This window comes from Halogeometricum sp. S1BR25-6, assembly GCF_031624495.1.
Lineage (GTDB): Archaea > Halobacteriota > Halobacteria > Halobacteriales > Haloferacaceae > Halogeometricum > Halogeometricum salsisoli.
Genome location: NZ_JAMQOP010000001.1, coordinates 208565 through 234096 on the forward strand (window position 1 = coordinate 208565; position 25532 = coordinate 234096).

General features: G+C 68.0%; 30 protein-coding genes. 15 read left to right on the forward strand and 15 right to left on the reverse strand.

Annotated features, from left to right (window positions below; translation table 11 throughout):
* Positions 1-3: 3 nt before the first annotated feature.
* From NDI76_RS01005 to hemB, 4 genes are all read right to left on the reverse strand, one after another.
* Positions 4-1389 (reverse strand): ammonium transporter, encoded by a 1386-nt coding sequence (locus NDI76_RS01005; protein WP_310923843.1) that lies wholly within the window; start codon positions 1387-1389, stop codon positions 4-6.
* 361 nt (positions 1390-1750) lie between these two features.
* Positions 1751-2110, reverse strand: a complete 360-nt coding sequence (gene glnK1 / locus NDI76_RS01010) for a nitrogen regulatory protein GlnK1 (RefSeq protein WP_310922108.1) — start codon at positions 2108-2110, stop codon at positions 1751-1753.
* The gene (locus NDI76_RS01015) at positions 2107-3474 is read right to left on the reverse strand and encodes an ammonium transporter (RefSeq protein ID WP_310922109.1); all 1368 of its coding nucleotides are present in this window, start codon (positions 3472-3474) and stop codon (positions 2107-2109) included. The genes glnK1 and NDI76_RS01015 overlap by 4 nt, the downstream gene beginning before the upstream one ends.
* A 310-nt stretch (positions 3475-3784) precedes the next feature.
* Positions 3785-4765, reverse strand: a complete 981-nt coding sequence (hemB, locus tag NDI76_RS01020) for a porphobilinogen synthase (protein ID WP_310922111.1) — start codon at positions 4763-4765, stop codon at positions 3785-3787.
* A 162-nt stretch (positions 4766-4927) separates the two neighbouring features.
* Here hemB and NDI76_RS01025 point away from each other — a divergent pair, with 162 nt between their 5' ends.
* Complete coding sequence (locus NDI76_RS01025; protein WP_310922112.1) at positions 4928-5440, forward strand: DedA family protein; 513 nt, start codon at positions 4928-4930, stop codon at positions 5438-5440.
* Positions 5441-5553: 113 nt separating this feature from the next.
* Here NDI76_RS01025 and NDI76_RS01030 read toward each other — a convergent pair whose 3' ends face one another.
* The gene (locus tag NDI76_RS01030) at positions 5554-5718 is read right to left on the reverse strand and encodes a DUF6757 family protein (RefSeq protein ID WP_008386554.1); all 165 of its coding nucleotides are present in this window, start codon (positions 5716-5718) and stop codon (positions 5554-5556) included.
* 65 nt (positions 5719-5783) lie between these two features.
* A complete protein-coding gene (locus NDI76_RS01035; RefSeq protein ID WP_310922113.1) occupies positions 5784-6614 on the reverse strand; it encodes a PHP domain-containing protein in 831 nt (276 codons plus the stop codon).
* A 140-nt stretch (positions 6615-6754) separates the two neighbouring features.
* Here NDI76_RS01035 and NDI76_RS01040 point away from each other — a divergent pair, with 140 nt between their 5' ends.
* Positions 6755-7039: a DUF5789 family protein gene (locus tag NDI76_RS01040; RefSeq protein ID WP_310922114.1), complete on the forward strand. Its 285-nt coding sequence runs from the start codon at positions 6755-6757 to the stop codon at positions 7037-7039.
* Positions 7040-7041: 2 nt separating this feature from the next.
* Here NDI76_RS01040 and NDI76_RS01045 read toward each other — a convergent pair whose 3' ends face one another.
* Positions 7042-8031, reverse strand: a complete 990-nt coding sequence (locus tag NDI76_RS01045) for a DUF5784 family protein (protein ID WP_310922115.1) — start codon at positions 8029-8031, stop codon at positions 7042-7044.
* Between the two features lie 98 nt (positions 8032-8129).
* Between NDI76_RS01045 and NDI76_RS01050 the strand changes: the two genes are divergently transcribed.
* Positions 8130-8303: a DUF5786 family protein gene (locus tag NDI76_RS01050; protein WP_310922116.1), complete on the forward strand. Its 174-nt coding sequence runs from the start codon at positions 8130-8132 to the stop codon at positions 8301-8303.
* A 10-nt stretch (positions 8304-8313) separates the two neighbouring features.
* Here the strand turns inward: NDI76_RS01050 and NDI76_RS01055 are convergent, their stop codons facing one another.
* The 3 genes from NDI76_RS01055 to NDI76_RS01065 form a co-directional block, all read right to left on the reverse strand.
* Complete coding sequence (locus NDI76_RS01055) at positions 8314-9045, reverse strand: DUF7530 family protein (protein WP_310922117.1); 732 nt, start codon at positions 9043-9045, stop codon at positions 8314-8316.
* Complete coding sequence (locus tag NDI76_RS01060) at positions 9046-10194, reverse strand: NAD(P)H-binding protein (RefSeq protein WP_310922118.1); 1149 nt, start codon at positions 10192-10194, stop codon at positions 9046-9048.
* Positions 10195-10290: 96 nt separating this feature from the next.
* Entirely contained in the window at positions 10291-11220 is a 930-nt protein-coding gene (locus tag NDI76_RS01065; protein WP_310922119.1) for a YkgJ family cysteine cluster protein, read from the reverse strand.
* Between the two features lie 150 nt (positions 11221-11370).
* Between NDI76_RS01065 and NDI76_RS01070 the strand changes: the two genes are divergently transcribed.
* The 3 genes from NDI76_RS01070 to NDI76_RS01080 all read left to right on the forward strand — a co-directional run bounded on the left by NDI76_RS01070 (position 11371) and on the right by NDI76_RS01080 (position 14087).
* Entirely contained in the window at positions 11371-11574 is a 204-nt protein-coding gene (locus NDI76_RS01070) for a DUF7561 family protein (RefSeq protein WP_310922120.1), read from the forward strand.
* 76 nt (positions 11575-11650) lie between these two features.
* Entirely contained in the window at positions 11651-13513 is a 1863-nt protein-coding gene (locus tag NDI76_RS01075; protein WP_310922121.1) for a helicase C-terminal domain-containing protein, read from the forward strand.
* A 382-nt stretch (positions 13514-13895) separates the two neighbouring features.
* Entirely contained in the window at positions 13896-14087 is a 192-nt protein-coding gene (locus NDI76_RS01080; RefSeq protein WP_310922122.1) for a DUF7317 family protein, read from the forward strand.
* Here the strand turns inward: NDI76_RS01080 and NDI76_RS01085 are convergent, their stop codons facing one another.
* Positions 14088-15221: a 60S ribosomal export protein NMD3 gene (locus tag NDI76_RS01085; RefSeq protein ID WP_310922123.1), complete on the reverse strand. Its 1134-nt coding sequence runs from the start codon at positions 15219-15221 to the stop codon at positions 14088-14090. It abuts the gene before it with no gap.
* A 26-nt stretch (positions 15222-15247) separates the two neighbouring features.
* Complete coding sequence (locus NDI76_RS01090) at positions 15248-15892, reverse strand: phosphoribosyltransferase (RefSeq protein ID WP_310922124.1); 645 nt, start codon at positions 15890-15892, stop codon at positions 15248-15250.
* Positions 15893-16026: 134 nt separating this feature from the next.
* Here NDI76_RS01090 and htpX point away from each other — a divergent pair, with 134 nt between their 5' ends.
* From htpX to radA, 3 genes are all read left to right on the forward strand, one after another.
* Positions 16027-16893 carry a zinc metalloprotease HtpX gene (gene htpX, locus NDI76_RS01095; RefSeq protein WP_310922125.1) on the forward strand — a complete coding sequence of 289 codons (867 nt, stop codon included), beginning with the start codon at positions 16027-16029 and terminating at the stop codon, positions 16891-16893.
* 1 nt (position 16894) lies between these two features.
* Complete coding sequence (pspAB, locus tag NDI76_RS01100) at positions 16895-17500, forward strand: PspA-associated protein PspAB (RefSeq protein WP_310922126.1); 606 nt, start codon at positions 16895-16897, stop codon at positions 17498-17500.
* 190 nt (positions 17501-17690) lie between these two features.
* On the forward strand, positions 17691-18722 hold the full coding sequence (gene radA / locus NDI76_RS01105) for a DNA repair and recombination protein RadA (RefSeq protein WP_310922127.1): 1032 nt from the start codon (positions 17691-17693) through the stop codon (positions 18720-18722).
* Positions 18723-18800: 78 nt separating this feature from the next.
* Here radA and NDI76_RS01110 read toward each other — a convergent pair whose 3' ends face one another.
* Positions 18801-19643, reverse strand: a complete 843-nt coding sequence (locus tag NDI76_RS01110; RefSeq protein ID WP_310922128.1) for a CDP-alcohol phosphatidyltransferase family protein — start codon at positions 19641-19643, stop codon at positions 18801-18803.
* A gap of 135 nt (positions 19644-19778) precedes the next feature.
* On the opposite strand from NDI76_RS01110, the gene NDI76_RS01115 reads away from it, so the two are divergent.
* The 4 genes from NDI76_RS01115 (at position 19779) to NDI76_RS01130 (ending at position 23380) form a co-directional block, all read left to right on the forward strand.
* The gene (locus NDI76_RS01115; protein ID WP_310922129.1) at positions 19779-20792 is read left to right on the forward strand and encodes a zinc-dependent alcohol dehydrogenase; all 1014 of its coding nucleotides are present in this window, start codon (positions 19779-19781) and stop codon (positions 20790-20792) included.
* A gap of 100 nt (positions 20793-20892) precedes the next feature.
* Positions 20893-21270: a 6-pyruvoyl trahydropterin synthase family protein gene (locus tag NDI76_RS01120; RefSeq protein ID WP_310922130.1), complete on the forward strand. Its 378-nt coding sequence runs from the start codon at positions 20893-20895 to the stop codon at positions 21268-21270.
* Positions 21270-22394: a glycosyltransferase family 4 protein gene (locus NDI76_RS01125; RefSeq protein WP_310922131.1), complete on the forward strand. Its 1125-nt coding sequence runs from the start codon at positions 21270-21272 to the stop codon at positions 22392-22394. Before NDI76_RS01120 ends, NDI76_RS01125 begins: the two co-directional genes overlap by 1 nt.
* Positions 22391-23380, forward strand: coding sequence for a hypothetical protein (locus NDI76_RS01130; RefSeq protein WP_310922132.1), 990 nt, complete (start codon positions 22391-22393; stop codon positions 23378-23380). Before NDI76_RS01125 ends, NDI76_RS01130 begins: the two co-directional genes overlap by 4 nt.
* Positions 23381-23419: 39 nt before the next feature.
* Here NDI76_RS01130 and sufU read toward each other — a convergent pair whose 3' ends face one another.
* Positions 23420-23845: a Fe-S cluster assembly sulfur transfer protein SufU gene (gene sufU / locus NDI76_RS01135; protein ID WP_310922134.1), complete on the reverse strand. Its 426-nt coding sequence runs from the start codon at positions 23843-23845 to the stop codon at positions 23420-23422.
* Between the two features lie 95 nt (positions 23846-23940).
* Between sufU and NDI76_RS01140 the strand changes: the two genes are divergently transcribed.
* Complete coding sequence (locus tag NDI76_RS01140; protein WP_310922136.1) at positions 23941-24372, forward strand: hypothetical protein; 432 nt, start codon at positions 23941-23943, stop codon at positions 24370-24372.
* Positions 24373-24379: 7 nt separating this feature from the next.
* Here NDI76_RS01140 and NDI76_RS01145 read toward each other — a convergent pair whose 3' ends face one another.
* Positions 24380-24928 carry a mechanosensitive ion channel domain-containing protein gene (locus NDI76_RS01145; RefSeq protein WP_310922137.1) on the reverse strand — a complete coding sequence of 183 codons (549 nt, stop codon included), beginning with the start codon at positions 24926-24928 and terminating at the stop codon, positions 24380-24382.
* A 209-nt stretch (positions 24929-25137) separates the two neighbouring features.
* On the opposite strand from NDI76_RS01145, the gene NDI76_RS01150 reads away from it, so the two are divergent.
* Entirely contained in the window at positions 25138-25476 is a 339-nt protein-coding gene (locus NDI76_RS01150; protein WP_425498307.1) for a hypothetical protein, read from the forward strand.
* Positions 25477-25532 lie beyond the last annotated feature (56 nt).

A 25532-nucleotide genomic window follows, 5' to 3' on the forward strand; every position in this document is an offset into this window, starting at 1 on the left:
AGTTCAGTTGTCTCTATCATCCGTGGTAGTATTTTGCACGCCGCTGTAACTCCCGCCGTCGGACATCCGGTCCGACGAGGGTCGCGAACTCCCGGTTCGCTCACCGCCGTCCATCCGGACGCCGCCGTCCACCCGGACGGCCTCGTCCCGGCCGCCGAACTCGGGGTAAGTATCGACGCCGTGTTCGGAGGCGTCGAGTCCTTCGAGTTCGTGCTCGCGGCTGACGCGCGTCTCGCCCGCGGCGCGGAACGCGCCGAAGACGGCCGCGGTGGCCGCGAACGTCCACGCGGCGATGACGGCGACGCCGACGACCTGCGGGACGAGCAGTTCGATGAAGCCGGCGTTCCCGGCCCAGAGGTCGGTCGCGAAGACGGGGTACAGGAGCGCCCCGAGGACGCCCGCGGAGCCGTGAACCGGGAAGACGGCGCAGACGTCGTCTATCTTCAGCCGCTTCTCGATGAACTCGAAGACGATGGGCAGTTGCGCGCCGCCGACGAGGCCGACGGCGATGGCGCCCGGCCAGACGATGGCGTCCGCGATGGACGTGATGGCGACGAGGCCGGCGAGGACGCCGTTGGCGACGTACAGCGTGTCGACCTTCCCGGTCTTTATCATCGAGAGGCCGCCCGCGCCGATGGCGCCCGCGGCCATGCCGAGGGTGGTGACGAGGGCGACGCGGCCGACGTAGGCGAACGACCCAAGTGTGACGCCGTCGGCCTCGGAGTACGCCAGCGGCGAGGCGGCGGTGCCGACGTTGAAGCCGTACCAGCCGAACGCGAGGATGAGCGTTCCGAGGACGGCGAACGTCATCGAGTGACCGGGGATGACGTTCACGGAGCCGTCGTCGTTGTAGCGGTCCATCCGCGGGCCGATTATCCACGCGGCCGTGAGACCGGCGATGCCGCCCATCGCGTGGACGATGACGCCGCCGGCGAAGTCGTGGAAGCCGAGGACCGAGAGGAAGCCGCCGGCCCAGGTGAAGCCGACGACGACGGGGTAGATGACCCCGGCGAGCAGAATCGTGTAGGTGATGTACGCGCGGAGTTTCGCGCGGCCGGCGACGGCGCCGGAGACGATGGTCGCGGCGGTCATGGCGAACACGGCCCCGAAGAGCCAGTTCACCCACGCCCCCGCCGCGCCCTCCGCGGGCATGTAGAGGTCGGTGAACGCGCCGAGGACGTCGGCGCCGCCGCCCCCGGTGGCGCCCCCGACGATGGTCGAGAGGGCGGCTCCGAGGAGGAAGTAGACCGTCACCCCGACGGACCACGTCAGGAGGTTCTTAGTCAACTGATTGGCGACGTTCTTCGAGCGGACCTGCCCCGCCTCCAGCATGGCGAAGCCGGCGTGCATGAAGAAGATGAGGAAGGTGACGGTGAGGACCCACACCATGTTCACCCCCTCGACGACTGTCGCGAGGTCGGACTGCAGTGGTGTCACGTGACGATACCTCCGTTCGATGGTGCTCCAGGCAAGCTTGGACGTTCGTTCATCAGTAGTCGTATTCGCGTTGGTTCGTGACGCGAAGCGTGGAAGATTCTATCTGGTTACACACGTATAAGGATAATCGTTGACAAACGTCTATTCGATGGGAGTATTATCGACATTCGTCCGCTCTACAATCGGATAATAGCTATATAAGGTCGTATCGTACGCGGATTTTGGCAACTGTTGCCAAATTATCTGACGCGCGTTTTATTTAAAATATGACAGACAGACGAACGAGGAGACTCCACGGGGCCGCGGCGCGCGCCTACACCGCGTCCAGTCCGTTCTTGCCGGTCCGCACCTGCACGGCGCTGTCGACGGGCATGACGAACACCTTCCCGTCTCCGGGTTCGCCCGTGTGGGCGGCGTCACGGATGGCCTCGACGACGTCCTCGGCCGGGATGTCCGCGATGAAGCACTCTATCTTGACTTTCTGGTGGAGGTCGACCGTGTACTCCTCGCCGCGCCACTGGCCCTTCTTGGCGGGTTGGGAGCCGCGGCCGGAGACGTTCGTCACCGTCAGCGACGGCGCGCCGACCTCCGCGAGACCGCGCTTCACGTCCGCGAGCTTGTCCGGTCGGATGACCGCCATCACCATCTTGATTTCGCCGTCGTTCGCGCTCATCGCTCCTCACCGCCCGTGACCCGTTCGCCGCCGTCGGTGCGCGCTGAGGATCCGCCGTCGGCTATCGGGCTCTCGCCCTCCCCGACGAACTCGGGGTACACCGAGACGCCGTGTTCGCCGAGGTCCAGCCCCTCGGCCTCCTCGCCTTCCGTGACGCGGAGTCCGAGAGTCACCTTGATGGCGTAGAGGACGACGCCCGAGGCGAGCGCGGTCCACGCCGCGATGACGACGACGCCGAGCACCTGCAGGATGAACTGGTTCACCGCGAAACCGCCGACGGCGAAGACGGGGATGAGCGCCGTGCCCACCGCGCCGGCGACGCCGTGCACCGCGAAGACGCCGCAGACGTCGTCGACCTTCAGCGTGTCGACGGTGTAGCGGAACGCGGGCAGGACGAGGAAGCCGCCGAGGCCGCCGAGGATGGCGCCGCCCCACCACGTGACGTGGGGGACCGCACCGGTAACGGCCACGAGTCCCGCCAGCAGACCGTTGGCGGTCCAGAGCGGGTCGGGCTTGCCCTGGTAGTACGAGGACGTCACCATCGCCATGGCGCCGCCGGCGCTCATGCCGAGGGTGGTGACGAGGGCGACGCGACCGAGGGCGTCGCCCATGAACGTCAGCCCGCCGTTGTCGCCGACGGCGAGGATAGTCGCCTGCGTGCCGACGTTGAAGCCGTACCAGCCGAACGCGAGGATGAACGTCCCGAGAACGGCGAGCAGCATCGAGTGACCCGGAATGGGCTGGCTGTTACCGCTGCTGTCGTAGCGACCCTTCCGCGCCCCCACCAACTTCGCGGCGACGAGACCGGCCACCCCACCGCACATGTGGACGACCGTCGCGCCCGCGAAGTCGAGGTAGCCGGCCCCGAGTGCGGCCCCGAGGAAGCCGCCGGACGAGAGAAGTCCGCCGCCCCACGTGAAGCCGACGACGACGGGGTAGATGACCGCCGTCATCAGAATGGTGAACAGCACGTACGCGCGGAACTCCATGCGCTCCGCCACGGCGCCGGAGACGATGGTCGCGGCGGTCATGGCGAACACCGCGCCGAACAGCCATCCGATCCAGTCACCGGGGTTGTTGATGTACGCGAACGCGCTCGCGACGTCGAACGTCCCCGACGAGGTGAGGCCACCGATTATCGTCGCCACGGCCGCGCCGACGACGAAGTACGTGAGCGTGCCGAGAATCCAGTCGTTCATGTTCTTCATCAGCACGTTCCCCACGTTCTTCGCGCGGACCTGCCCCGCCTCCAAGAGGGCGAAGCCCGGCTGCATGAAGAAGATGAGGAACGTCACGACCAACACCCAGACGGTGTTGACCCCCGAGGCGACCGCCGTGGCGTCGACCTGGAGGGGGAAACTCATACGTTCACCCCAGACGATGGACAATCGTCAACGATTCTGCCGTAATCCACTCCGTTTGTGTTCGAGTTCACGCGAGAATGTCAGGACAATGTAGTACATAAGTGTGCGTGTCCTATGTGTCCATTTACTGGCTCTATTATTCGACGGACGGCTGCTTTACCGTACAATCTAATGCATATAAGGTCATTTAGCGTCCGGTTCGACGGCAATATCGGCGATATAGCTGGACGAACGTTCACGCAAAAACCGCCGGAAAAAGAGGCTCAGTTCGCGCGCGCTCGACTCATCGCTCTTGTGGGCGGCATCTCGCTCAGAGCGAGGCGGCGACGTCCTCGGCGAAGTAGGTGAGAATCAGGTCGGCGCCGGCGCGTTTCATCGCGAGCAGTGACTCGGCGGCCGCCTCTTCGAGGTCCAACCAGCCCTTGTCCGCGGCCGCGTGGAGCATCGCGTACTCCCCGGAGACGTTGTACGCGGCGACGGGGTGGTCGAACTCCTCGCGCACCGCGCGCACGATGTCGAGGTAGGCGAGGGCGGGTTTCACCATCAGCACGTCCGCACCCTGTTCGACGTCGGCGGCCACCTCGCGCATCGCCTCGCGGGCGTTCGCGGGGTCCATCTGGTAGTGCCGCCGGTCGCCGAAGGCGGGCGCGCCGTCGGCGGCGTCGCGGAACGGCCCGTAGAAGGCGCTCTCGTACTTCGCCGCGTAGGACATGATGGGCAGGCCGTCGTACCCGGCGCCGTCGAGTCCCTCTCGAATCGCGCCGACCATCCCGTCGGTCATCGAACTCGGCGCGACCATGTCCGCGCCCGCCTCGGCGTGCGAGACGGCCGTCCTCGACAGCAGTTCGAGCGTCTCGTCGTTCTTCACGGTCAGCGTCGGGTCCGTCTCGGCGTGCTCCTCCAAGATTCCGCAGTGCCCGTGGCTCGTGTACTCGCAGAGGCAGACGTCGGTGATGACGTACGCGTCCGTCGCCCCGGTCACCCGGCGCGTCGCCTCCTGCACGACGCCGTCTTCGGCCCACGCCCGCGTCCCGCGTTCGTCCTTCGACTCGGGGATGCCGAACAGCATCACCGCCTCGACGCCCGTCTTCAGAACTTCCTCGACGCGTTCGACGGCCTCGGAGACGGGAACGCGTTCGTGTCCCGGCATCGTCTCGATGGGGAGTCGTTCCTCCGTCGTCGCGTCGACGAAGACGGGGGCGATGAGGTCGGAGGCGGCGAGGTCCGTCTCGCTGACGAGCGACCGGATGCCGTCGGCCCGGAGACGTCGCGGCCGGTCGGTGAGATTCATACCCGGCCTTCGAACCGCGGCGGAAAAACCGCATCGCTCCCGGCGACGGTGACGTCTCGTGTCGGTCGCCCGCGTCCGGTTAGTCAGGCCCGTGACGGGTCAGCGAGGCTACTTCCGGACGGAACGAAACTGGTATCAATCGCTCGGGGGTAGACCCACCTCATGCAGGCCCTCCAGGTGGCGCAGATGCCCGCGGAACTCAAGGCGCTGTTGAACTCCGAGTGGGCCTACGTCGTCCTCTTCGGCGTGTTCGTGCTGGAGGGGGCGATGCTGATGTACTTCATGCCGAGCGAACTCGTCGTTCCGGCGTCGCTCGTCCTCCTCGGCACCGACGCCGTCGTCCCGGTCATCGGCGTGGCCGTCCTCGGGGCGACGGTCGGTCAGTACGCGCTGTTTACAGTCGCCCAACGCGGCGGGCGCGAGTACCTCCTCCAGAAGCGCTGGTTCAAGATCAGCGAGTCGAAACTCGACCGCTTCGACGGCTGGTTCGACCGCTGGGGGCCGGTCGTCGTCCCCGTGAGCAACTCGCTGTTGTTCACGCGCGGGATGCTCACCGTCCCCGCCGGGTTCGCGGAGATGGACGACCGGAAGTTCGTCGCCCTCTCTGCGGTCGGGACGCTGTCGTTCGAGGTCATCCTGGCCAGTCTGTATCTCTACTTCGACACGCTGCTGTAGGTCGAACGGCTCGGCGACGTTCGCCCGAGACCGACCGAGAATCGCCGTCGAAATCTACTCCGTTCGCTGGTATCCCTTCCGCCGGCACCGACCGAGAATCGTTCGCACGAGGCTCACTCGGTGCGGTCGATGTCGATCTGCTCCCGCAGGGCGGCGAGTTCGTCCGAGTCGGCGAGTTCCTCGACGCGCTCTCGGAAGTGCCGTTCGCACAGGCCCACCTTGATCCCGTCTTTCTCGGCGGCGTACGCGGCTTTTCGGTCGCAGTAGTGGCACTTCATACACCCCTTTCGTTCCTCACCTGATTTAACTCTACGCTCCCGGTTATCGAGGGCGAGAGTCTCCGTCAGACGCTGGGAACGCGCGCGGCGAACGCCTCGAAGGCGTCCCGCGGCGGACCCGCCACGCCGAGAGTCCTGTCGTGGGCGTCGCTCCCGCCGGTCAGAAGGAGGTCGTGCTCGGCGGCGACGCGTTCGACGAGGCCGGCGTCTTCCCGGTCGGCGGCCGCGCCGCCGTAGGGGTAGAACCGCTCGACTGCGTCCAGTTCGGCGGCCCTGTCGAGCGCCGACTCGGGGTCCGGGTAGCGGAACGGGTGGGCGAGTCCGACCACCGCGCAGGCGTCGCGGAGTGCGTCCGCGCCCGCCTCGAACCCGGGAACGTACCGCTCGACGTAACACGGGCCGTCGTTCCCGATGAGGTGGTCGAAGGCGCCGGCGTAGTCGTACGGCGCGTCGCTCTCCTCGACGGCGCGCGCGATGTTCGGACGTCCGACGCCCTCGCGGAGTTCGATGTCGAGGCTCACGCCGAGATGCGACTCGACGCGTTCGACTATCTCCCGCCCGCGTTCCTTTCGGTCGCTCTGGATTCGCTCGATCATCTCGCGGATGGCGGGCGTGTCGCGGACGCCGTATCCGAGGAGGTCGACCCGCTGGTTGGCCGCCTCGACGCGGAGTTCGATGCCGCGTACGAGCGTCACCCCCTCGCGTTCGGTGACCGGCGCGTCAAGGTCGGGGTGGATTCGGTCGTGGTCCGTCACCGCGACGACGTCGACGCCGCCCGCGGCCGCGGCCGCCGGCACCTCCGGCACCGTCAACACCCCGTCTGACGCCGTCGTGTGGAGGTGTAAGTCCGCCGCGGGCACCTCGTCGCCGCCGTCGCCGTTCCGCTCTCGAATCACGCCCGTGGGTCGGCCGCGACCTCGGAAAGCGTTTCCGACCGTCTCCTAATATGTGGTATAATGCCCATTATACAGATTAATGTGTACAATCACGATAATGGAAAACCGTTATAGATGGTGCACGGCTACGACTGGGTGTAATGCGCCTGAACCGAACCGGCGACCTGATCGACGCCCACGAGTACCCCGCGACCACCGAAGAACTCATCGAGGCCTACGGCGACCAGACCATCGACCACCCCAACGGCAGCGAACAGGTCGGAGACGTGTTCGCCCGCGCCGGGTCCGAGACGTACACCTGCCCCGACGACGCTCGGCACGCCCTCCTCTCCGCCCTCGGACACGAGGCCGTCGGCCGTCGCTACTACAGTGACCGCGACGTCTCCACGTTCGGCGAGGACGGTCCCGAACAGGTCTCCTTCTAAAATCAGAACGGCACGTCTAGGGGAACGCGTCCCTTGGTGTAGCCGTCGAACCTCCCGTCGGGCCGAACCCGAAACACCACCGCCGGTCGGTGGTGGACCTCCGGTTTCTCGTCGCGCACCGCGCGCCACTCGTCGTCCGGGAACGACGAGCAGTCGACGAAGAGAACGACGCCGCCGCCGTGCTCCTGCAACTGCCCGCCGGACTTCGTCTCGGCGGTGTCGCGGACGGCGGCGACGGGAGTTCCGGCGCTCCGTTTGCTCGTCGGGAGCGGTCGCGTCACCTCGACGAGCGTTCCCTCCCCGTTCTTCGTCGCGCGGTAGTCGATGGCGTGACCCGTGGTGACGTCTATCTCGGGAACGATGTCGTACCCCCTGTCGACGAGGAACTTCCCGACGTTGAACTCGCCCATCGAGGCGGTCATCCGCGTCAGGTCGAGGTACTCGGAGGTCCCGAGTTTCCCCGCCATCACCTCCCGGTAGTCGTCGAGGACGCCCGTCGCGAGGAACTCCTCGTAGAATCCGAGGGCTTCGTCCCGCGTCGCGTCGGGGAACCCGGCGGCGTGGTCGTGGAAGAACGACCGGGTCGTCTCCCGACCGTCCTTCGAGAGGAACACGGGGAGAAAGAACCACGAGAGGTGGGGGTACGGCTCCAACCACGGCGACTCCTCGTGGAGTTGCGCGGTCAGTTCGCGCGTCACCCACCGCGTCACCTCGCGGGGTACCTCCTCGAAGCCCTTCTTGTCGGTCCGCCAGAGTGCCTCGGGCGTCTCCGTGTTGCCCATCCAGTAGGCGTCCTCCCCGTCCCAGCAGAACAGGGCGACGTCGCCGTTGTCCATCTCGAACCGCACGGCTTCGAAACCGTTCGGCGGTTTGAACCACGGCGCTTCCATCGTCGCTCCGAGGTTCGAGTCGAGGTCGTCGTATAAGTCTCGCCGGACGCGGGCCTCGTCCCACCGTCCCGGCGCGTAGCGAAATCGCAGGGGACGTGCCACGTGCGTGAGTTCTTCCGGCATCCGTATAGCCGTTCCGCGTCTGTCGTATCGTTCCCCGTTAATTATATGTGTCACTGACACACACGTCATCACGTGTCATGTCGATGGGTGCCTACGACGACGACGAGCACGAGCGCCGAGAGCGGAAGAACGGATCGGTCGACGCCGCCTTCGACGACGACCGGCGGGTGTACCGCGGGGAGATGACCTACGACGCGGGCGACTCCGCGGAGGACCTCCTCGACCAGTTCCGCGAGATGAAAGAGCGGTAGGCGTTCGGCGTTAGGCGCTCTCGTCCACGTCGAGCGTTACCGCTGCCACCATCGAGACGACGGTGACCGCGACGACGTGACCGCCGACGGCCATCAGCAACACCGATTGGTCGAGGATGAACGGCACCAGCGCCACCTGCGCGACGCCGAAGAGAACGTTCCACCCGTCCGCGATGCGGAGCGTCCGCGCCGTCGCCGGGTCGACGGTGTAGCGCCACGACCCCCACACCGAGACGATGGCCGCCCACCACGAGGTGCCGATGCGGTAACAGAGGTCCCAGAGGACGAGCAGCGTGAGGTAGACGACGACGACGGGCGGTTCGCGCCCGAACACCGACACGAGAAGCGTCGTCTCCCCCTGTAGGGTGTCGTAGACGAACAGGTGCGTGACGAGGGCGACGAACGCGAGGACGCCGAGAACGACTTCGATACTCGACCCGAACAGCAGGCGCGTGTAGGCGTCGGGGAGGTTCGTCTCCCGCGTCGTCCGTCCCATTCGGAGCATCACGACGCTGCCGATAGCGGCGACGCCGACGGCGATAGTTCCCGGCACGACGGCCTGCCAGAGGTCGTACGCCCACGCGAAGAAGACGACGAACACCTCGAACAGTCCGAGTTGGAGGGCGATGGCCTCCCCGTCGGTCAGGTCGATGCCCGGGAGGGCGCCGACGATGCTCTCGTACACCCACGTCTCTCCGAACTGCGTCCGCGACACCCGCACGTCGCGCGGTGCGCGCGACATTCAGTGGTCCGTCGGGTTCGCGCTCGATTCGAGGTCGGTCCCCGTCGCCGCGTCCGCCCTCGGTCCCTCGTCGGCACCGGCGTTGCTTCCGCCGCTTCCGTCGACATCGCCGCCGCTCTCCTCGTCGCCGCCGGCGTCGTCCGCCGCCGGTACCGTCCGCTCGCTCACCGACCCCTCCGCCTCGCCGAGTGCGCGCTTGACGGCCTCGTCGAACGGCGTCAGCGACACCTCGACGTACTCCTTGATGCTGTCGTCGCGGACGACGACGGGGTTTTTCAGCCCCTCTATCAGCGGTCTGGCGACGGAGGGCGGCACGTCGGTGACGAAGCCGACCCAGTACGAGGAGAGGCGCGGCGTCAGCACGGGCACGGAGAGCAGTTTCGTCCGCCGGCCGAGGAGGCCGCCGACGCGCGTCAGCACCTCGCCGTAGGTCAGCACGTCGGGACCGCCGATTTCGAACGTCCGGCCGGCCGTCTCGGGGGCGTCGAGGACGCCGACGAGGTACGCCACCACGTCGTCGACGCAGATGGGCTGACACTCCGTGTCGACCCACCGCGGCGTCACCATCACCGGCAGGCGACCCGCGAGCTGCCGTATCACCTCGAAGCCCGCGCTCCCGTCGCCGATGACGATGGCCGCGCGGAGCGTCGTCAGGTCGAACGACCCCTGCCCGAGGATGAGTTCGACCTCGCGGCGCGACTTCAGATGCGACGACAGGCGGTCTTGGTCCTCGCCGAGGCCGCCGAGGTAGACGACGCGCCCGACGCCCGCCTTCGACGCCGCCCGCTCGAAGTTCCGCGCGGCCCGCCGGTCGCGTTCCTCGAAGTCGTCGCCGGACTGCATCGAGTGGACGAGGTAGTACGCGGCCTCGATATCGAGCGCCGAGAGCACGTCCGCGAGCGTCCGGCCGCCCGGTTCGGCTTCGGGGTCGTCAGACGCTCCCGCTTCTGATCCGTCGTTCGAACCCCCCTCGACGACGCGGTAGCTCCGCGGTTCGAGCAGGTCGCCTTCGACGACGCCGACGCCCTCGGGAAGGTCGCTCGACTCCGCGTCGCGGACGAGGACCGACACGTCGTGTCCGGCCTCCCGGAGCACGGGGACGAGACGGCCGCCGACGAACCCGGTCGCGCCGGTCACGAGAACTCGCATGGCCTTTCGAACGGGCGCGACCGTGTTAACGGTTCGTCCCGTTCGGGCGACGCGCGACCCCGCCGGAATCGCCGGCCGTCGCGCGGGCGTTCCCGTTCACTCGACTGCGTCCCATCCGGGCGTCTCCGGGGCGCCGCGGGCGACTTCGACCGCCTCGCCGCTCGGGGCGTCGGCGGCGTCCTCGCCGACCGACCCGGCGTGTTCGGCCCACTCGTCGGTCGCGCGGCCGACCCACGAGTCCGCGTCGAGTACCGCCTCGCGGGCGTCCGCGGCGCGCGTCTCGTCCACCTCGACGAATCCCGGCCGCGACCCGACGGCGACGCCGACGAACGACGCGCGGTCCGCGTCGGTCAGGTCGCCCGCCCGCATCCGCTCGACGACGCCGTCGAGGTTCTCGGGGTCGGGGTGGGCGAACACCTTCGACCCGACGGCCTGCGGGCCGAGGAGGAGGCCGCTCACGTCCGGCGCCTCGCGGTCCAGCAGTCTGTCGCCGCCGAAGTTCTCTTCGACCCGTTCGCACTCCGTCTGCTTTTCGAGCGCGAGGTTGTGGCCGGGGTACTCGCGGCACTCGTCGGGGTAGAGGTCGCCGCCGTGGATGCGACACTGGAGCGTCTCGGGGTCCAGAAATGCGCAGGCGTCCATCCACGTCCGGTCGACGCCGAACGGCGAGACGGGCTTCGGCGACTTCCGGAGGCCGACGAAGAACGCCGGCCGGTCCCCGATGGCGGCCACGCTGACGCCGTCTATCTCGACGCCGGGGTTCGACTCGCTTCCGCCGTCTCCGCCGTCCTCGCCGTCTCCCTGTCCGTCACTCTCACCTTCGCCCGCGGCCCACATCCGCGGAACCAGTGCGTCTCCGAACCCGCCGCGGACGAACGCGGCCACCTCGTCGCGCGTCAGGGGGACCAGGTTGTACACGTCGTCGAGCGGCTGTCTCGGGCCGCGACGTTCGTGGTCGGAGGGCGCCGACGACACGGGGCGCCAGTCCACGCAGCATCCGGCACAGCCCTCGCAGTTCACCTTCATGCGCGTGGATTGTCCGCGGCCGGCCAAGAAAGTCGGCGTGGGTCGACGGGACTGTCCCGCACGCGCGGACGTTCCGACTGCGCGCCCGTCTCGATGCGCGCCCGTCTCGACGACCGAGCGCTCTTACCCGTCGGCGCCCTCGCTCGACCCGTGACGAAAGAACCGTGCGACGGCTGCGGCCAACCCGTCCGCATCGGCGGCGGCATCGGCGACTTCTGGTCGTTCTCGACCGAGTCGACGCAGGGAATCACGCTCGAACTCGACGACGGCGGCGAGTTCTTCCTCTGCTACGACTGCATCGACCGCCTGCCGGAGGACCGCGTGGCGACGAGCGAGGACGTCCGGGCGCTGTGAGCGGCGTTCGGGGTCCTCGATAGACTCGGACCGCCGGGAGCGATGCTTTTACTCCCGGTGGCGGCCACTCGCAGACGTGGACCCCGACCGAATCCTCCCGTCGTTCCCGGCGCCGAGTTATCGCGGCGCGCAGGAACGGGCCCTCCGCGACGTGCGCGACGCCTTCGCCGCCGGCAACGACGTCGTCCTCGTCCGCGCGCCGACGGGGAGCGGCAAGTCGCTCCTCGCGCGCGCCATCGCGGGGGCCGCCCGGACGACCGAGGAGGCGAACCCCGCGCAGGCGACGGACGCCTACTATACGACGCCGCAGGTGTCGCAACTGGACGACGTGGCCGAGGACGAACTCTTAGACGACCTGAGCGTCATCCGCGGAAAGTCCAACTACACCTGCATCCTCAACGGCGAGACGGACACGCCCGTCGACCGCGCGCCGTGCGCCAGACAGAAGGGGTTCGACTGCACCGTCCGCCACCGCTGTCCGTACTTCTCCGACCGCGCCATCGCCTCCAATCGCCAAATCGCGGCGATGACGCTCGCGTACTTCATGCAGACCGCCGGCTCGGACGTGTTCCGTCAGCGAGACGTGGTCGTGATAGACGAGGCGCACGGCCTCGCGGAGTGGGCCGAGATGTACGCGACCATCGACCTGAACCCCCGCACGGTCCCCGTCTGGGACGACGTAGGGATTCCGGACGTGACCGCCGCGGACGACCCCCTCGACCGGACGGTGCGGTTCGCCGAGGCCCTCGTGCAGGTGTGTTCGGACGCCAAGGACGAACTGCTGCGGAAGCCCGAACTCACGCCCGAGGAGGCGGCGCGCCGCGACCGGTTGCAGGAACTCATCTCCGAGTTGAAGTGGTTAGTTCAGGACTACCGCGACCCCGAGAGTCCGACGACCTGGGTGGTCGACCAGTTCGGCGGCGAGGGCGAACCGCTCACGGTGAAACCGCTGGACCCCGCGCGCTACCTGAAACACACCGTCTGGGACCGCGGGAACAAACACGCGCTCCTGTCCGCAACCATCCTGAACAAGGAGGCGTTCTGTCGGAGCGTCGGTCTCGACGCCTCGAACGTCGCTCTCGTCGACGTCGAGCACACCTTCCCCGTCGAGAACCGGCCGCTGTACGACGTGACGCAGGGGAAGATGACGTACGAGCACCGCGAGGAGACGCTACCGAAGATAGCCCGACTGCTCGTCCGACTGATGGCGAAACACCCCGACGAGAAGGGTCTCGTCCACTGTCACTCCTACGCCATCCAGTCCGAGTTGCGAAAACGGCTCGCGCAGTTGGGCCTCGGAAACCGAATCCGCGGCCACGACAGGGAGAACCGCGACGCCGAGTTGGAGGCGTGGAAAGCCTCCTCCAACGCGGGCGTGTTCCTCTCGGTGAAGATGGAGGAGGCGCTCGATTTGAACGGCGACCTGTGCCGCTGGCAGGTCGTCTGCAAGGCGCCGTACCTGAACACGAACGACTCACGCGTCGCGCACCGCCTCGAAGAAGGGCAGTGGTCGTGGTACCGACGCGCGGCGCTCCGGACGGTGATTCAGGCCTGCGGGCGCGTCGTCCGCGCGCCCGACGACCACGGCGCGACGTACCTCGCGGACTCCTCGCTGCTCCAGTTGTTCGACCGCACACGCTCTGAGATGCCCGCGTGGTTCGCCGAACAGGTCGACCGGATGTCGACGCCCGACCTGCCCGAGTTCGACCAAGAGGCCGCCGGCGGGCGCGGTGGCTCCGGCGGCGCGTCGCGTTCGTCCATCGGGTCGACGTCGGGTCCTCGACGCTCTCGCTCCTCGTCGGGACGGACGGGGTCCGGCGGGTCGAACGGGTCGAGCGGTGGCGCCCGTGCGAACCGGTCCGACGAGGGGGACGCCGGGAACTCCGGCGACGGTTCCCGGTCGAACCACCCGCTCTCGGACGTCTGGGGCGACGGCTGACGCGCGCTCCCCGCTTCGGTCGAGTTCCCTCCGCAACGGAGCGTCCGCTACAGCAGGAGACTGGCCCCGTACGCGAACGTCGACCCGCACATCAGAACGACGAGTATCAGCGCGAGTATCTGTTGTCGGTCCACGTCCCATCTGGCAACCCGGAGAATTTCAATCTTACTGCCTGACTAGTCCGCCTGGCAGCATTTACACCGAACGCGGGGCGGCGGCGGACATCTACTTAATGATTGTTAATCTCATTATCGGTTTGTGCTGCAATTTGCGATAGAAGGTTCCGAATAACGGATTAATAGTCTCGTAACCTTCCTGTCTGTCACGCCTTCTCACGAAATAGTTAACACCCTCGGGTTAGTTGGTGGTGATGTATCCGGCCATGCACACACACTCGCTGACGACGGCGATGACGCTGTATCAAAGCGGAACGCTGACGCTCTCACAGGCCGCGACCCGCGCGGGTCGCTCTGAGACGGAGCTAGTGGCCGCCCTCCACCAGCACGGTATCGAACTGCACGACGAGGCGGACGTGACCGCCGCGACGGCGGACGCACCCGTTCGAGCGGACTGATTACTCTTCGGACTCGGCGTCCGATTCGACGGCTTCGGTCGGGAGAATATAGAGCCCCGCGCGACTCTTGAGCACGGGGACCGAATCGGCCTCCGGGTCGAAGTAGGACGGCCGCGCGATGGTTTTCGACTCGTACGTCTCGGGGTCGAGCACCTGGACCGCGTTGTCGTCCTCGACGGTGACGACGGTGGTCTCTTCGGCGTCCTCGACGGTCCCCAGTCGACGCGCCTCGGGCGTCTCGCCCTCCTCGAAGCGCGCCTCGTACTCCTCGCCGGTGTCGAGGCGGACGCCCTTCAGATTCCCGCGGACGCTCCGCACGAGGACGGGTCCCTCCTCGTCGTCGGTGTCGATTATCTCGCCCGGCGTGAACTTCGGCAGGCGGACGGCGTAGGTGACCCGGTACACCTCGTTGCCGTCGCCGTCCTCGGTGACCAGCGTGGGGTACTCCTCGAAACTCCCGCCGAGTTCGCGGACGACGTGCTTCGCGATGCCGCCGCCCATCTGGTTCGTCGATATCTTGATGTCCGGGCCGTCGCCGGACGCCGTTATCTCGGAGATGAAGGCGTTTCTGTCTCCGGTCTCCTGTCGCTCGGCGATGTAGGACTCCGCTATCTCGACGGCGCGTCGCTCCTCCTCGTCGGTCGGGTCGCGGTCCGTCCCGCGGATCTGGACGATGCTGGCGTAGTAGCCGCCGGCGATGCGACCGCACCGCTTGCAGGTCTGTCTGGAGATGAGCACCGGCACCGTCACCGTCTCCTCGACGTGCGTCCCCCGGACGATGCCGGAGAACGTGCAGTGCATGCGGATGTTGTTCTCGTCGACCTGCTCGGGTTCGACGCCCCAGCGGACGTCCTCGGCGCTCAGGTGGACGCCCAGCGCTTCAGACACCTCCTCGACGGCCACGTCGGTGTAGTCCTGGGCGCCGACGTCCACCCAACGGTTCCCTTTGTGGACCGCGCCGCACTGCGAGCAGACGCGGACCTCGATTCGCTCCGGCGCGTCCACGAGGTCGAAGTCCTCGAAGTAACACGAATCGCAGAGCACCGCGTCCTTCTCGCGCGGCATCCCGGGGAGCGGTTCCTCACGCTCCGGCACCGGGTCGCCGCACCGCGGACAGAAGTCGCCTGAACTCATTCGGCTGTTTTAGTGGACGAGCGCGTTTAAGGACGGCGACCTCGCTCCGACGATTCGAGGTACGTCAGCGCCTCCTCGTCTTTCACCTGCCCGAACGTTCGATAGTGAGCGCCGACGGCGGTGAAGTTCTCCGGCGTCTCGACGACCACCACCTCGTCCGCTTCCGTCCGGAGGTCCGACAGCGCCGACGCGGGGGCGACGGGCGCGCCGAAGATGACGCGCGAGGCGCCGCCCTCGCGGACCATCCGCAGGCAGGCCATCGCCGTCGCGCCCGTGGCGACGCCGTCGTCGACGACGACGACGCGTTTCCCCTCGACGTCCGGTACGGGGTCGCCGCCGCGGTAGTCCCGCACCTTCTCGCGCGCCACCTCGGCCTCGCTCTCGCGTTCGGAGTCGACGTAGGCGTCGTCGACGCCGAGGCGTTCGACCATCCCGTCGTTCAACCAGAGGCTCCCGTCGCCCGCGACGGCCCCGATGGCCAGTTCGGGGTTGTGCGGCGCGCCGAGTTTCGAGGCCACCGCCACGTCCAACGGGGCGCCGAGGGCGTCCGCGACGGCGCGGCCGACGGGGAGGCCGCCGCGCGGAATCGCGAGGACCACGTCCGCCTCGATGCCCGCCTCGCGCAGTCGCTCGCCGAGTCGTTCCCCCGCTTCCGTGCGGTCTGTGAACATAGATGTACCGTCGGTCGGCGGGGCGAAAAACGCTTCGCGGCCGCGCTCGGAGGGGATGGACCGGGCGAGGCGTCGTCTAGACCGAAACTCCCCACTCCAACAGCGTTTATACCGACGAACACGAAGGAGACGCCATGGATTGGAAACCCGACTGGGGGCTTCGGGGGCGCATGGCGCTCACGATGTTCCTGCTCTTCGCGCTCTACATCGTGTTCATCGCGGTGATCGCGCGGACGTACGCTGTCTTCCTTCCGCTGGTCGCGGTGTTCATGTTCGCGCAGTTCTTCTTCAGCGACAAACTCGCGCTGTACAGCATGGGTGCGAAAGAGGTGTCGGAGGAGGAGTACCCGCAACTCCACGCGACCATCGGTCGGCTCTCCCAACAGGCCGACCTGCCGAAACCGAAGGTCGCCGTCGTCGACTCGCGCGTTCCGAACGCGTTCGCCACCGGCCGGTCGCAGAAGAAGGCGGCCGTCTGCGTGACGACCGGAATCCTGCGGACGCTCGACGACGACGAACTGGAGGGCGTTCTCGCGCACGAACTCGCGCACGTGAAGAACCGCGACGTGATGGTGATGACCATCGCGTCGTTCCTCTCGACGGTCGCGTTCATGATCGTCCGCTGGGGCTTCTGGTTCGGCGGCGGCAACCGGGACCGACAGGGCGGCGGCGTCCTCGCGGCTATCGCCGCCTCCCTCGTCGTCTGGATCGTTTCGTACCTCCTCATCCGCGCGCTCTCGCGCTACCGCGAGTACGCCGCGGACCGCGGCGCGGCGGTCATCACCGGCCGTCCCTCGGCGCTCGCGTCGGCGCTGATGAAGATATCCGGGCGGATGGACCAGGTGCCGCAGGACGACCTGCGCGAGCAGTCGGAGATGAACGCGTTCTTCATCATCCCCATCAAGAGCGGCATCATCAGCCGCCTGTTCAGCACGCACCCCTCCACCGAGAACCGCATCGAACGGCTCCGCCAACTCGAACGCGAGATGGAGACGGCGTAAGATGGGTTTCATGGACTCGATTCGCTCCGTCCTCGGTATCAGCGCCGAGGCGGACGCCACGCGCGACGCCGACCCCGAGGACCTCTTCGGGATGAGCACCGCCTACCTCACGATGGAGGCCGACCTCGGCTTCGAGTCCGTCGGCGCGGCGGCGCTCTGTTTCTCCTCGGTCGACAGCACCGATTTCGAGCAGACGGTCGAGGAGGTGGAGGCCATCCTCCAGGCCGGCGAGGAGGAGACAGGCACCACGTTCCGCGTCCAAGAGGACTCGCACGGCTGGGAGTGGGTCGTCCTCGAAGACGACGACCCGGAGGACCTCGTGACGAGCATCCACTTCGCCGCCGACGAGTTCATCGAACGCGGGTACGGCTCCCGCCTCCTCGCGGCCGTCTTCGGCTTCGAACGCGACGGCGACCGGGCGTACTGGATCTACTCGTTCCGCCGCGGCGCCTACTACCCGTTCGCGCCCGGCCGCGGTCGCGAGCAGAACGACCGCGTTCTGATGAAACTGGAGTCGGTGCTTGACGGCGAACTCAGTCTCGAATCGGACAAGGAGTACTGGTACCCCATGTGGCCCGACCGCAAGGGCGGACACCCCTGGCAGTGACCCGCTGAGACGACCGTTCGATTCTCCGTTTTGGCTGCGCCGAACGCCTCCGGAAAGAGCGCCGGCGCCGCGAATCATCGCTTAAACCTTCACGACTATCTGAACGAAGATGCGCCGCTGTCGTGCGGTTTCACTTCCACTACGGTGTTAACGAGGGTTTATGTGCTCGTGGGACTCAGAGTGAGATACGATGCCCGAAGACGATCTCGAAAGTCTCCCCGGCGTGGGTCCCGCTACCGCAGACAAACTCGTGGAAGCCGGCTTCGAGAGCTACCAGTCGATAGCCGTCGCCAGCCCCAGCGAACTCTCGAACACGGCCGACGTGGGCGAGTCCACCTCCTCCGACATCATCAATGCCGCCCGCAAGGCGGCGGACATCGGCGGGTTCGAGACCGGTTCGATGGTCCTCGAACGACGTCAGGAGATCGGAAAGCTGAGCTGGCAGATTCCAGAAGTCGACGAACTGCTCGGCGGCGGACTGGAGACGCAGTCCATCACCGAGGTGTACGGCGAGTTCGGTTCCGGGAAGTCGCAGGTCACCCACCAGATGGCCGTCAACGTCCAACTTCCCCCCGAACACGGCGGTCTCGGCGGTTCCTGTATGTTCATCGACTCCGAGGACACGTTCCGCCCCGAACGCATCGACGACATGCTCCGCGGCCTCGACGACGAACTCATCCAGGCGATGATGGACGACCGCGAGATAGAGGGGACGCCGGACGACGAGGAGGCGATGTCCGTGCTCCTCGACGACGTGCTCGACAAGATTCACGTCGCGAAGGCGTTCAACTCCAACCACCAGATCCTCCTCGCCGAAAAGGCGCAGGAACTGGCGCGCGAGCACGAAGATGACGAGTTCCCCGTCCGCCTGCTCTGCGTCGACTCCCTGACCGCGCACTTCCGCGCGGAGTACGTCGGCCGCGGTCAACTGGCCGACCGCCAGCAGAAACTCAACAAGCACCTCCACGAACTCGACAAGGTCGGCAACCTCCACAACACGGTCGTCCTCGTGACGAACCAAGTCGCCTCGAACCCCGACTCGTACTTCGGCGACCCGACCCAGCCCATCGGGGGGAACATCCTCGGGCACAAATCGACGTTCCGCATCTACCTCCGCAAGTCGAAGGGCGACAAGCGTATCGTCCGCCTCGTCGACGCGCCGAACCTCGCGGACGGCGAGGGTATCATGCGCGTGCAGGACGGCGGGCTGAAACCCGAGTAACGATAACAGCAACGCCGACCGCGAGGGAGCGACTCACCCCGTCCTTTTCGACCGCCGGTAGCCGCGCCGAGAGAGCGCTCAGGGGAGCGGTCGCTCGCGCCGGCCGGTGACGACGAACCAGTCGAGGAGGAAGTTCGCGAGGAAGGGGAGCATCGTCGCCGTCGCCGCCGCCCACGCGGCCCCGTGCGGCACCACGGGAGCCAGAAGGACGGCCGTCGCCGCCATCTGTCCGCCGGCGAGCACGCGGCGCGACGTGCTGTGCGGGAGGTCGAAGACGGGCAGTCCGCGCTGTCGTCGCACCCACGCGCCGGCGACGAAGAGGTACCGCGCGGCACCGACGAGCGGGTACCACGGCGGGAGCGACCCGGCGGCGACGCCGACGACGGCGGCGGCGAGGAGTCCGGCGGCGTCGACGTTCATATCCAGCCACGCCCCGAGGAGCGTTCGCCGCCCCCGGGCGCGAGCGATGGCACCGTCGAGCGCGTCGAGCGCGGCGACGGCGCCGTAGAGAACTGCGGGGAACCACCCTACCGGCGGGTGAACGGCGAGCAACCCCGCGAGCGAGGCGACGAGCGCCCCCCGGAACAGCGTCACCGCGTTGGCGACGCCCAGCGTGTCGAACGGTCGGCCTCCCTCGGGCGGTCGATTCAGCCCGACGTTTCGACGCCCGAGGCCGACGACGGCCGCGACGCCCGCGCCCGAGAGAACGGCCCACGGGAGGCCCGCTCCGGGTGCTCGCCGCTCGACGAGGACGGCGACGACGCCGACGCACGCGAGGAATCCGACGGCGAGGGCCGCGAGTTGCCGCGCGGTCCGGGGCGGCGCAGCCTCGTCCGCGAGTCGCTCCGCCCGGTTGTCCGGGCGGGCGTCCCCCGTCTCGCTCGCTCGGGACACCCCGCGATTCTCCGGTGTCTCCTCCACGAAACGCGAATAGGGAGCCGACGGAGGTGAACGTTCGCACGCGCGACAGCTTTACCCCGACTCACCCGTCAGTCGTGGTATGCACCGACAGACAGCGGCCGGAACGGGGGCGTCGCCTCCCGCGGGCGTTCACCGGTGACCGACGCGAGGCGCGTTCGGTTCACCGAACCGCGAACCGTCGACGTCGAACACGGCCCGGTCCCGCGACCGGACGACGGGGAGGTGCTCGTGGAGACGACGGTGTCGGCCGTCAGCCCCGGCACCGAACTGCTCGTCTACCGCGACGACGTCCCCACGGACGTTCCGCTCGACGCGACGATAGACGGATTCGACGAACCGCTCTCCTATCCGGTCTCGTACGGTTACGCCGCCGTCGGCGTCGTCGTCGCCGTCGGCGACGCCGTCGACGCCGCGTGGGCGGGCCGCCGAGTCTTCGCCTTCCGCCCGCACGCGAGTCACTTCTGCGCCGCCCCCGACTCGCTCGTCGCCCTCCCGGACGACGTGTCCGACGAGGACGCCGCGATGCTCGCGACGGCGGAGACGGCGACGGGGTTCGTGATGGACGGCCGCCCGCGCGTCGGCGAACGCGTCGCCGTCTTCGGGCAGGGCGTCGTCGGCCTCCTCACCACCGCGTTGCTCGCGCGGTTCCCGCTCTCGGACCTCGTCACGGTCGACCGGCACGCCTCGCGCAGGACCCGGTCGCGGTCGCTGGGCGCGCACGAAGCGTTCACTCCCGAGGCCGTCCAGGACAGCGTCACCGACCGCTTCCCGGGCGACGGCCGGGCGGACCTCGCCTTCGAGCTATCGGGCAACCCCGAGGCTCTCTCGGACGCCATCTCGCTCACCGGCGACGATGGCCGCCTCGTCGTGGGGTCGTGGTACGGTTCGAAACCCGTCTCGCTCGACCTGGGCGGACGCTTCCACCGCAGTCGGATGCGCGTCCGGTCGAGTCAGGTGAGCGAAATCGACGCCGACCACGCCGGCCGTTGGGACAAGAAGCGTCGCCTCGACTACGTCCTCGACTCCCTGCCGGACCTCGAACCCTCGTCGCTCGTCACCCATCGCTTTCCGGTCGAGGACGCCGCCGACGCCTACCGGGTGCTCGACCGCGACCCCGCCGACGCCGTGCAGGTACTTTTCACCTACTGACTGGATTCGGCCGCTCCGGTCGCTTCGACCGCCCCGCCCGTTCCGGTCGCTCCGGCCGCCCCGACCGCGGTTTTACGGCGGTTCCGACCCACGGGACGCTATGTACGCCGTGACCGTCGTTCGGCCCTTCGTCGCCCAGCACGCGCTGACCGTTCCGAACCCCGGTCCCGAGGGGGAACCTCACTCGCATCGGTACCGACTGGAGGTCGAACTGACCGGCGAGACGCTCGACGAGTACGACTACCTGGTCGACATCGACGCCGTGGAGGCGGCGCTTGACGATGTGGAGGAGCGCTACGCCGACGCCTTCCTGAACGACTTGCCGGAGTTCGAGGGGTACAATCCCAGCGTCGAACGGTTCGCGCGGGTGGTCCACGACCGCCTCGCCGCCGAACTCGACGCCGAGGCGGTGTCGGAAGCGACGGTCACCGTCTGGGAGGACGACGTGGCGAACGCGGCCTACGCCGCGCCGCTCTGATGCGCGTCGCCCTCGTCGTTCCGGGGTCGCTCGACACCGCGTCCGGCGGGTTCGCCTACGACCGGGCGCTCGTCGATAGCCTCCGCGCCGCGGGCGAGACGGTCCGCGTCGTTTCCGTCCCGTGGCGGCGCTACCCGCTGGGCGTCGTCGACTCGCTGGTCCCCCGACGGCTCTCTCCGCCGGGGTTCGACCCGGACGTCGTCCTCGCGGACGAACTCGCCCATCCGGCGCTGCTTCGTTCTAACGTCGACGCGCCCATCGTCGCCCTCGTCCACCACCTCCGCTGCGACGCCGTCGACGGACTCGACGCGACCGTCGCACGGACGCTCGAACGACGCTTTCTCGACGACTGCGTCGCCGCCGTCTGCACGAGTCGCCCGACGGCGGACTCGGTCGAACGGCGCGCCCCCGGCCTCCGAACGCACGTCGCCCCGCCCGTCGACACGCAGTTCGACCCGGACGTGACGCCCGCCGAAGTCGACCGACGCGCCCGGAGAGAACCGTTCCGCGTCGCCTTCGTCGGCAACCTCGTCCCGCGGAAGGGCGTTCTGACGCTCCTCGACTCGCTCGCCGGACTGGACGAACCGTGGCGCGCCACGCTCGTGGGCGGCCACCCGGACGAAACCCACCTGCGCCGCGTCCGCGAGCGGATTCGGCGGCGCGGACTCGGCGACCGGGTCCGCATCACGGGGTCGCTTCCGACCGAGGAGACGGCCGCGGTCCTCCGCGAGAGCCACGTCTTCGCGATGCCTTCGGCGCACGAGGGGTTCGGCATCGCCTACCTCGAAGCGATGGGGTTCGGTCTCCCCGTCGTCGCCTCGGCGTCCGGCGGGGCGTCCGACCTCGTCGACCCCTCGACCGGCGTCCTCGCGGAACCGGGCGACGTGGGGGGCGTCCGGGACGCCATCGCTGGATTCGCCGCGGACAGAACTCGACTCGCGGCGGCCGGGCGGGCCGCCCTCGACCGGTACGCGGCGCACCCCCCGTGGTCGGAGACGGTGGCCGGCGTCCGACGCTTCCTCCGAGCGACCGTCGACCGCCGCGGTGCCGTCGTCGGCGACGCGGACCGGGACGACGACTCCGGCCCCGCTCCGCAGACGGAGACGGGAGGGAGAGGGGGGTGAAAGGCGATTTCCGACGCTACCTCGCGGCGAAGGAGTCCGTCGACGACCGGGCGTTCGCCCCCGACGTGCGCCGTCTCGTCCGGTCGGACCTCGCCGGCCGGTCGGACGGCCTCCGCCTCCTCGACGCCGGGGCGGGGACGGGGCCGTTCCTCCGCCGCCTCCTCGCGTGGGACGTCCCGGACCTCACGTACGTCGCCGTCGATTCCGACGGCGCGAACCTCGACCGCGCCCGCGAACGCGTCGCGGCGGCGGCGCCGGCGGCCGGGTACGCCGTCGATTCCGTCGACGCCGACGGCGGAGGTCCCGAGGGTGACTTCGAGTTCGACTTCAGTTTCGATTTCGACGTCCCGGGCGAGACGGTGGGGTCGCTGTCGCTGACGGGCGAGAACGATATCGACGTGCGCTTCGTCCGCGGCGACGCCCTCGACGCCGCCGAGGCGGGCGGGTGGGATTGCACCGTCGCGCAGGCGTTCGTGGACCTCCTCGACCCGGCGGGCGTGGACCGCCTCCTCGACGGCCTCGCTCCCGGCGGTCGGTTCTACTTCCCCATCACCTTCGACGGCGGCACCGCGTTCGCGCCGCCGCACGACGCCGACGACGCCGTCCTCTCGGCGTACCACGCGACGATGCACGACGGGGACCGCCTCGGGTCGCGGGCGGGGAGGTTGCTGGAGCGACACCTCGACGCGCGGGGTATCGATTACGTCGCGGCGGACGCCGACTGGTCGGTGCGGCCGGTCGGTGAGCACTCGCGGGGCGGGAACGGCCCGAACGAAGGCCCGGACGGCGATGCGGGGGACAGGCGCGGCTACCCGGCCGACGAGGCGTACTTCCTCCGCGTCGTCGTGGACACGGTGGCCGACGCCGTCCGGGGACGCGTCGACGAGGGGACGACACGCCGGTGGCACCGCGCGCGCCGACGAGAACTCGACGCTCGTCGACTGAAGTTCGCGGCGAGAAACAGGGACGTGACGGGAATCGTGTGACGCGGGCGGTGCGGTTCGCGGGCCGGCGACGCGACGGACTCAGTCGTCCGCTTCGGTCGTCGTCTTCTCCTCGTCGACGTCGCCCTCGTAGATGGCCGCACCGTCCTGGGTCACCTGTCGAGCGAGGACGGCGCACTTGATGCGCATCGGCGAGATGTCGACGCCGAGCATCTCGGTCACGTCGTCGGTGTCCATCTCCTCCAGTTCCGACAGCGTCGTCCCCTGCAGTCGCTCCGAGAGCATGCTCGCCGAGGCCTGACTGATGGCGCAACCGTCGCCGGTGAACGCGACGAACTCGATGGTCTCCTCGTCGTCTTCGAGTTTCACCTGCATCGTGATGGTGTCGCCGCAGGAGGGGTTCTCGCCGGTGTGCGAGAACGTCGGCTCTTCCATCTCGCCCTTGTTTCGGGGGTTCTTGTAGTGGTCCAGAATCTGCTGTCGATACATGTCCGAGCCCATACCCATAGTGAACGGTCGTAGGTGAGTTCGGCTGAAAAGCGTTCCGGGGCGAACGATTCCCGTCCGAACGCACTCGTGTCCGGGGGCCGTGTGGTCGCCTGATGGACCCGACCAAACGACTCGCGTCCAACCTCCGCTCGGAGTCGTCCGCCTACGGCTACACGCTCACCATCTGGGGAGCGGGCGCGCTGCTGATTCACGAGTACGGTATGCCCGGCGAGCCGTCGGTGTTCGCCTACGTCGGCGGCGCACTCCTCGGATTCGCGGCGCTCTCGTGGGTCGCGTTCGGGGGACCTCTCTCCCACGTCGACGAGACGGACGTCGACATGACCGCCCTCTCGATGATTCACGTCGCCGCCACCGCCGGCAACCTCGTCGTCGTCGTCCTCGTCGCGAACATGCTTCACGCCGCCGGCGTTCGACCGCCCGCGGCGTTCGGCGTCGTCGGCGCGCAGTCGACGGTGGTGTACAACGCGTCGCTGCTGCTCGAAGACTTCGTCTCGGAAGCGTTGGTCTCGGCGTTCAGCACGTGAACCGCGCTCACTCCGACTCCACCCGCCGCCACTTCTTCTCCACCTCGCGGTTGGCGACGACGACGGTGTCCCCCTCGTCGTCGCGGAACCGACTCTTCCGCAGGCCGATGGACTCGACGACGCCCGTCGCCGGGTCCGACTCCACGCGGTCGCCGGGGTTGAAATCCGGGTCGCGGAGCAGGTAGACGCCCGCCACCGTGTCGGCGATCATGTTCGACAGCGCGTAGGAGACGCCCAGCGCGACGAACCCCGTCGCGGTGCCGAGACTCGCAGCCACGTCCCCCATGCCGACTATCTTGAAGAACGCCAGCGCCGCGGCGAACCAGAGGAACACCCCGGCGACGGTGACGCCGAGACTGACCACGAGGTCCTGTTCGTCCGGGTAGAGGGCGTCGAGCGCCCCGCGGAGGAGCCACAGCGCGAGTCTGATGACGACGTAGGCGAGGACGAGAAAGACGATACCGCCGAGAACGTTCGGAATCGCCGCTCGAAGCCCGAGGACGAATTCCACGAACGTCCCGCGGACGACGTCTGCGACGGAACCGGTCTGTAACACACCGTTATCGACGTTTCATCGCGGAATAACGGTTGGGGAACGCCGCCTCGGTCCCTCGGTTTCCGCCGTCTGTCGACCGCGAGACGACCGTTCCCTTCCTTCACGAATTAATTTACTCATCATGTAGTAAGTCTTTTTACCACCTCAGTTGTAGCCATGTATATGGAAGCTCCCTCCAACAATGAACTCGAATTTGAGATGGAAAACAGATGATGTGGCAAGACCTCGTATTCCTCGCCGGAAACGTCTTCTCGATCGCCGCGCTCGCGCCGACGCTGAAGGACGAGACGTCGAACGTTCCGCTCGGGACGAGTCTTCCCTCGCTGACCCTCGGCTTCGTCTACGGCACGGCGTTTCTCACGATGGGCATGACCTACTCGGCGCTCGGCGCCCTCCTTACCGGTCTCATCTGGGGGCTCATCGCCCTCTTCCGGTCGCCCACGGACGTCTCCGACTTCGCGGCGTCGCTCCGCCGCTTCGGTTCCTCGCAGACGAATTCCGAAGCGATGGACTCGACGGCGTCCGCGTCGGCGCCCAGTGCGGACTGAACTCCGTCCGCACCGCTCTTCCTCGAAATCCTCCGACTGTGCGGTTTCGCTTCGCT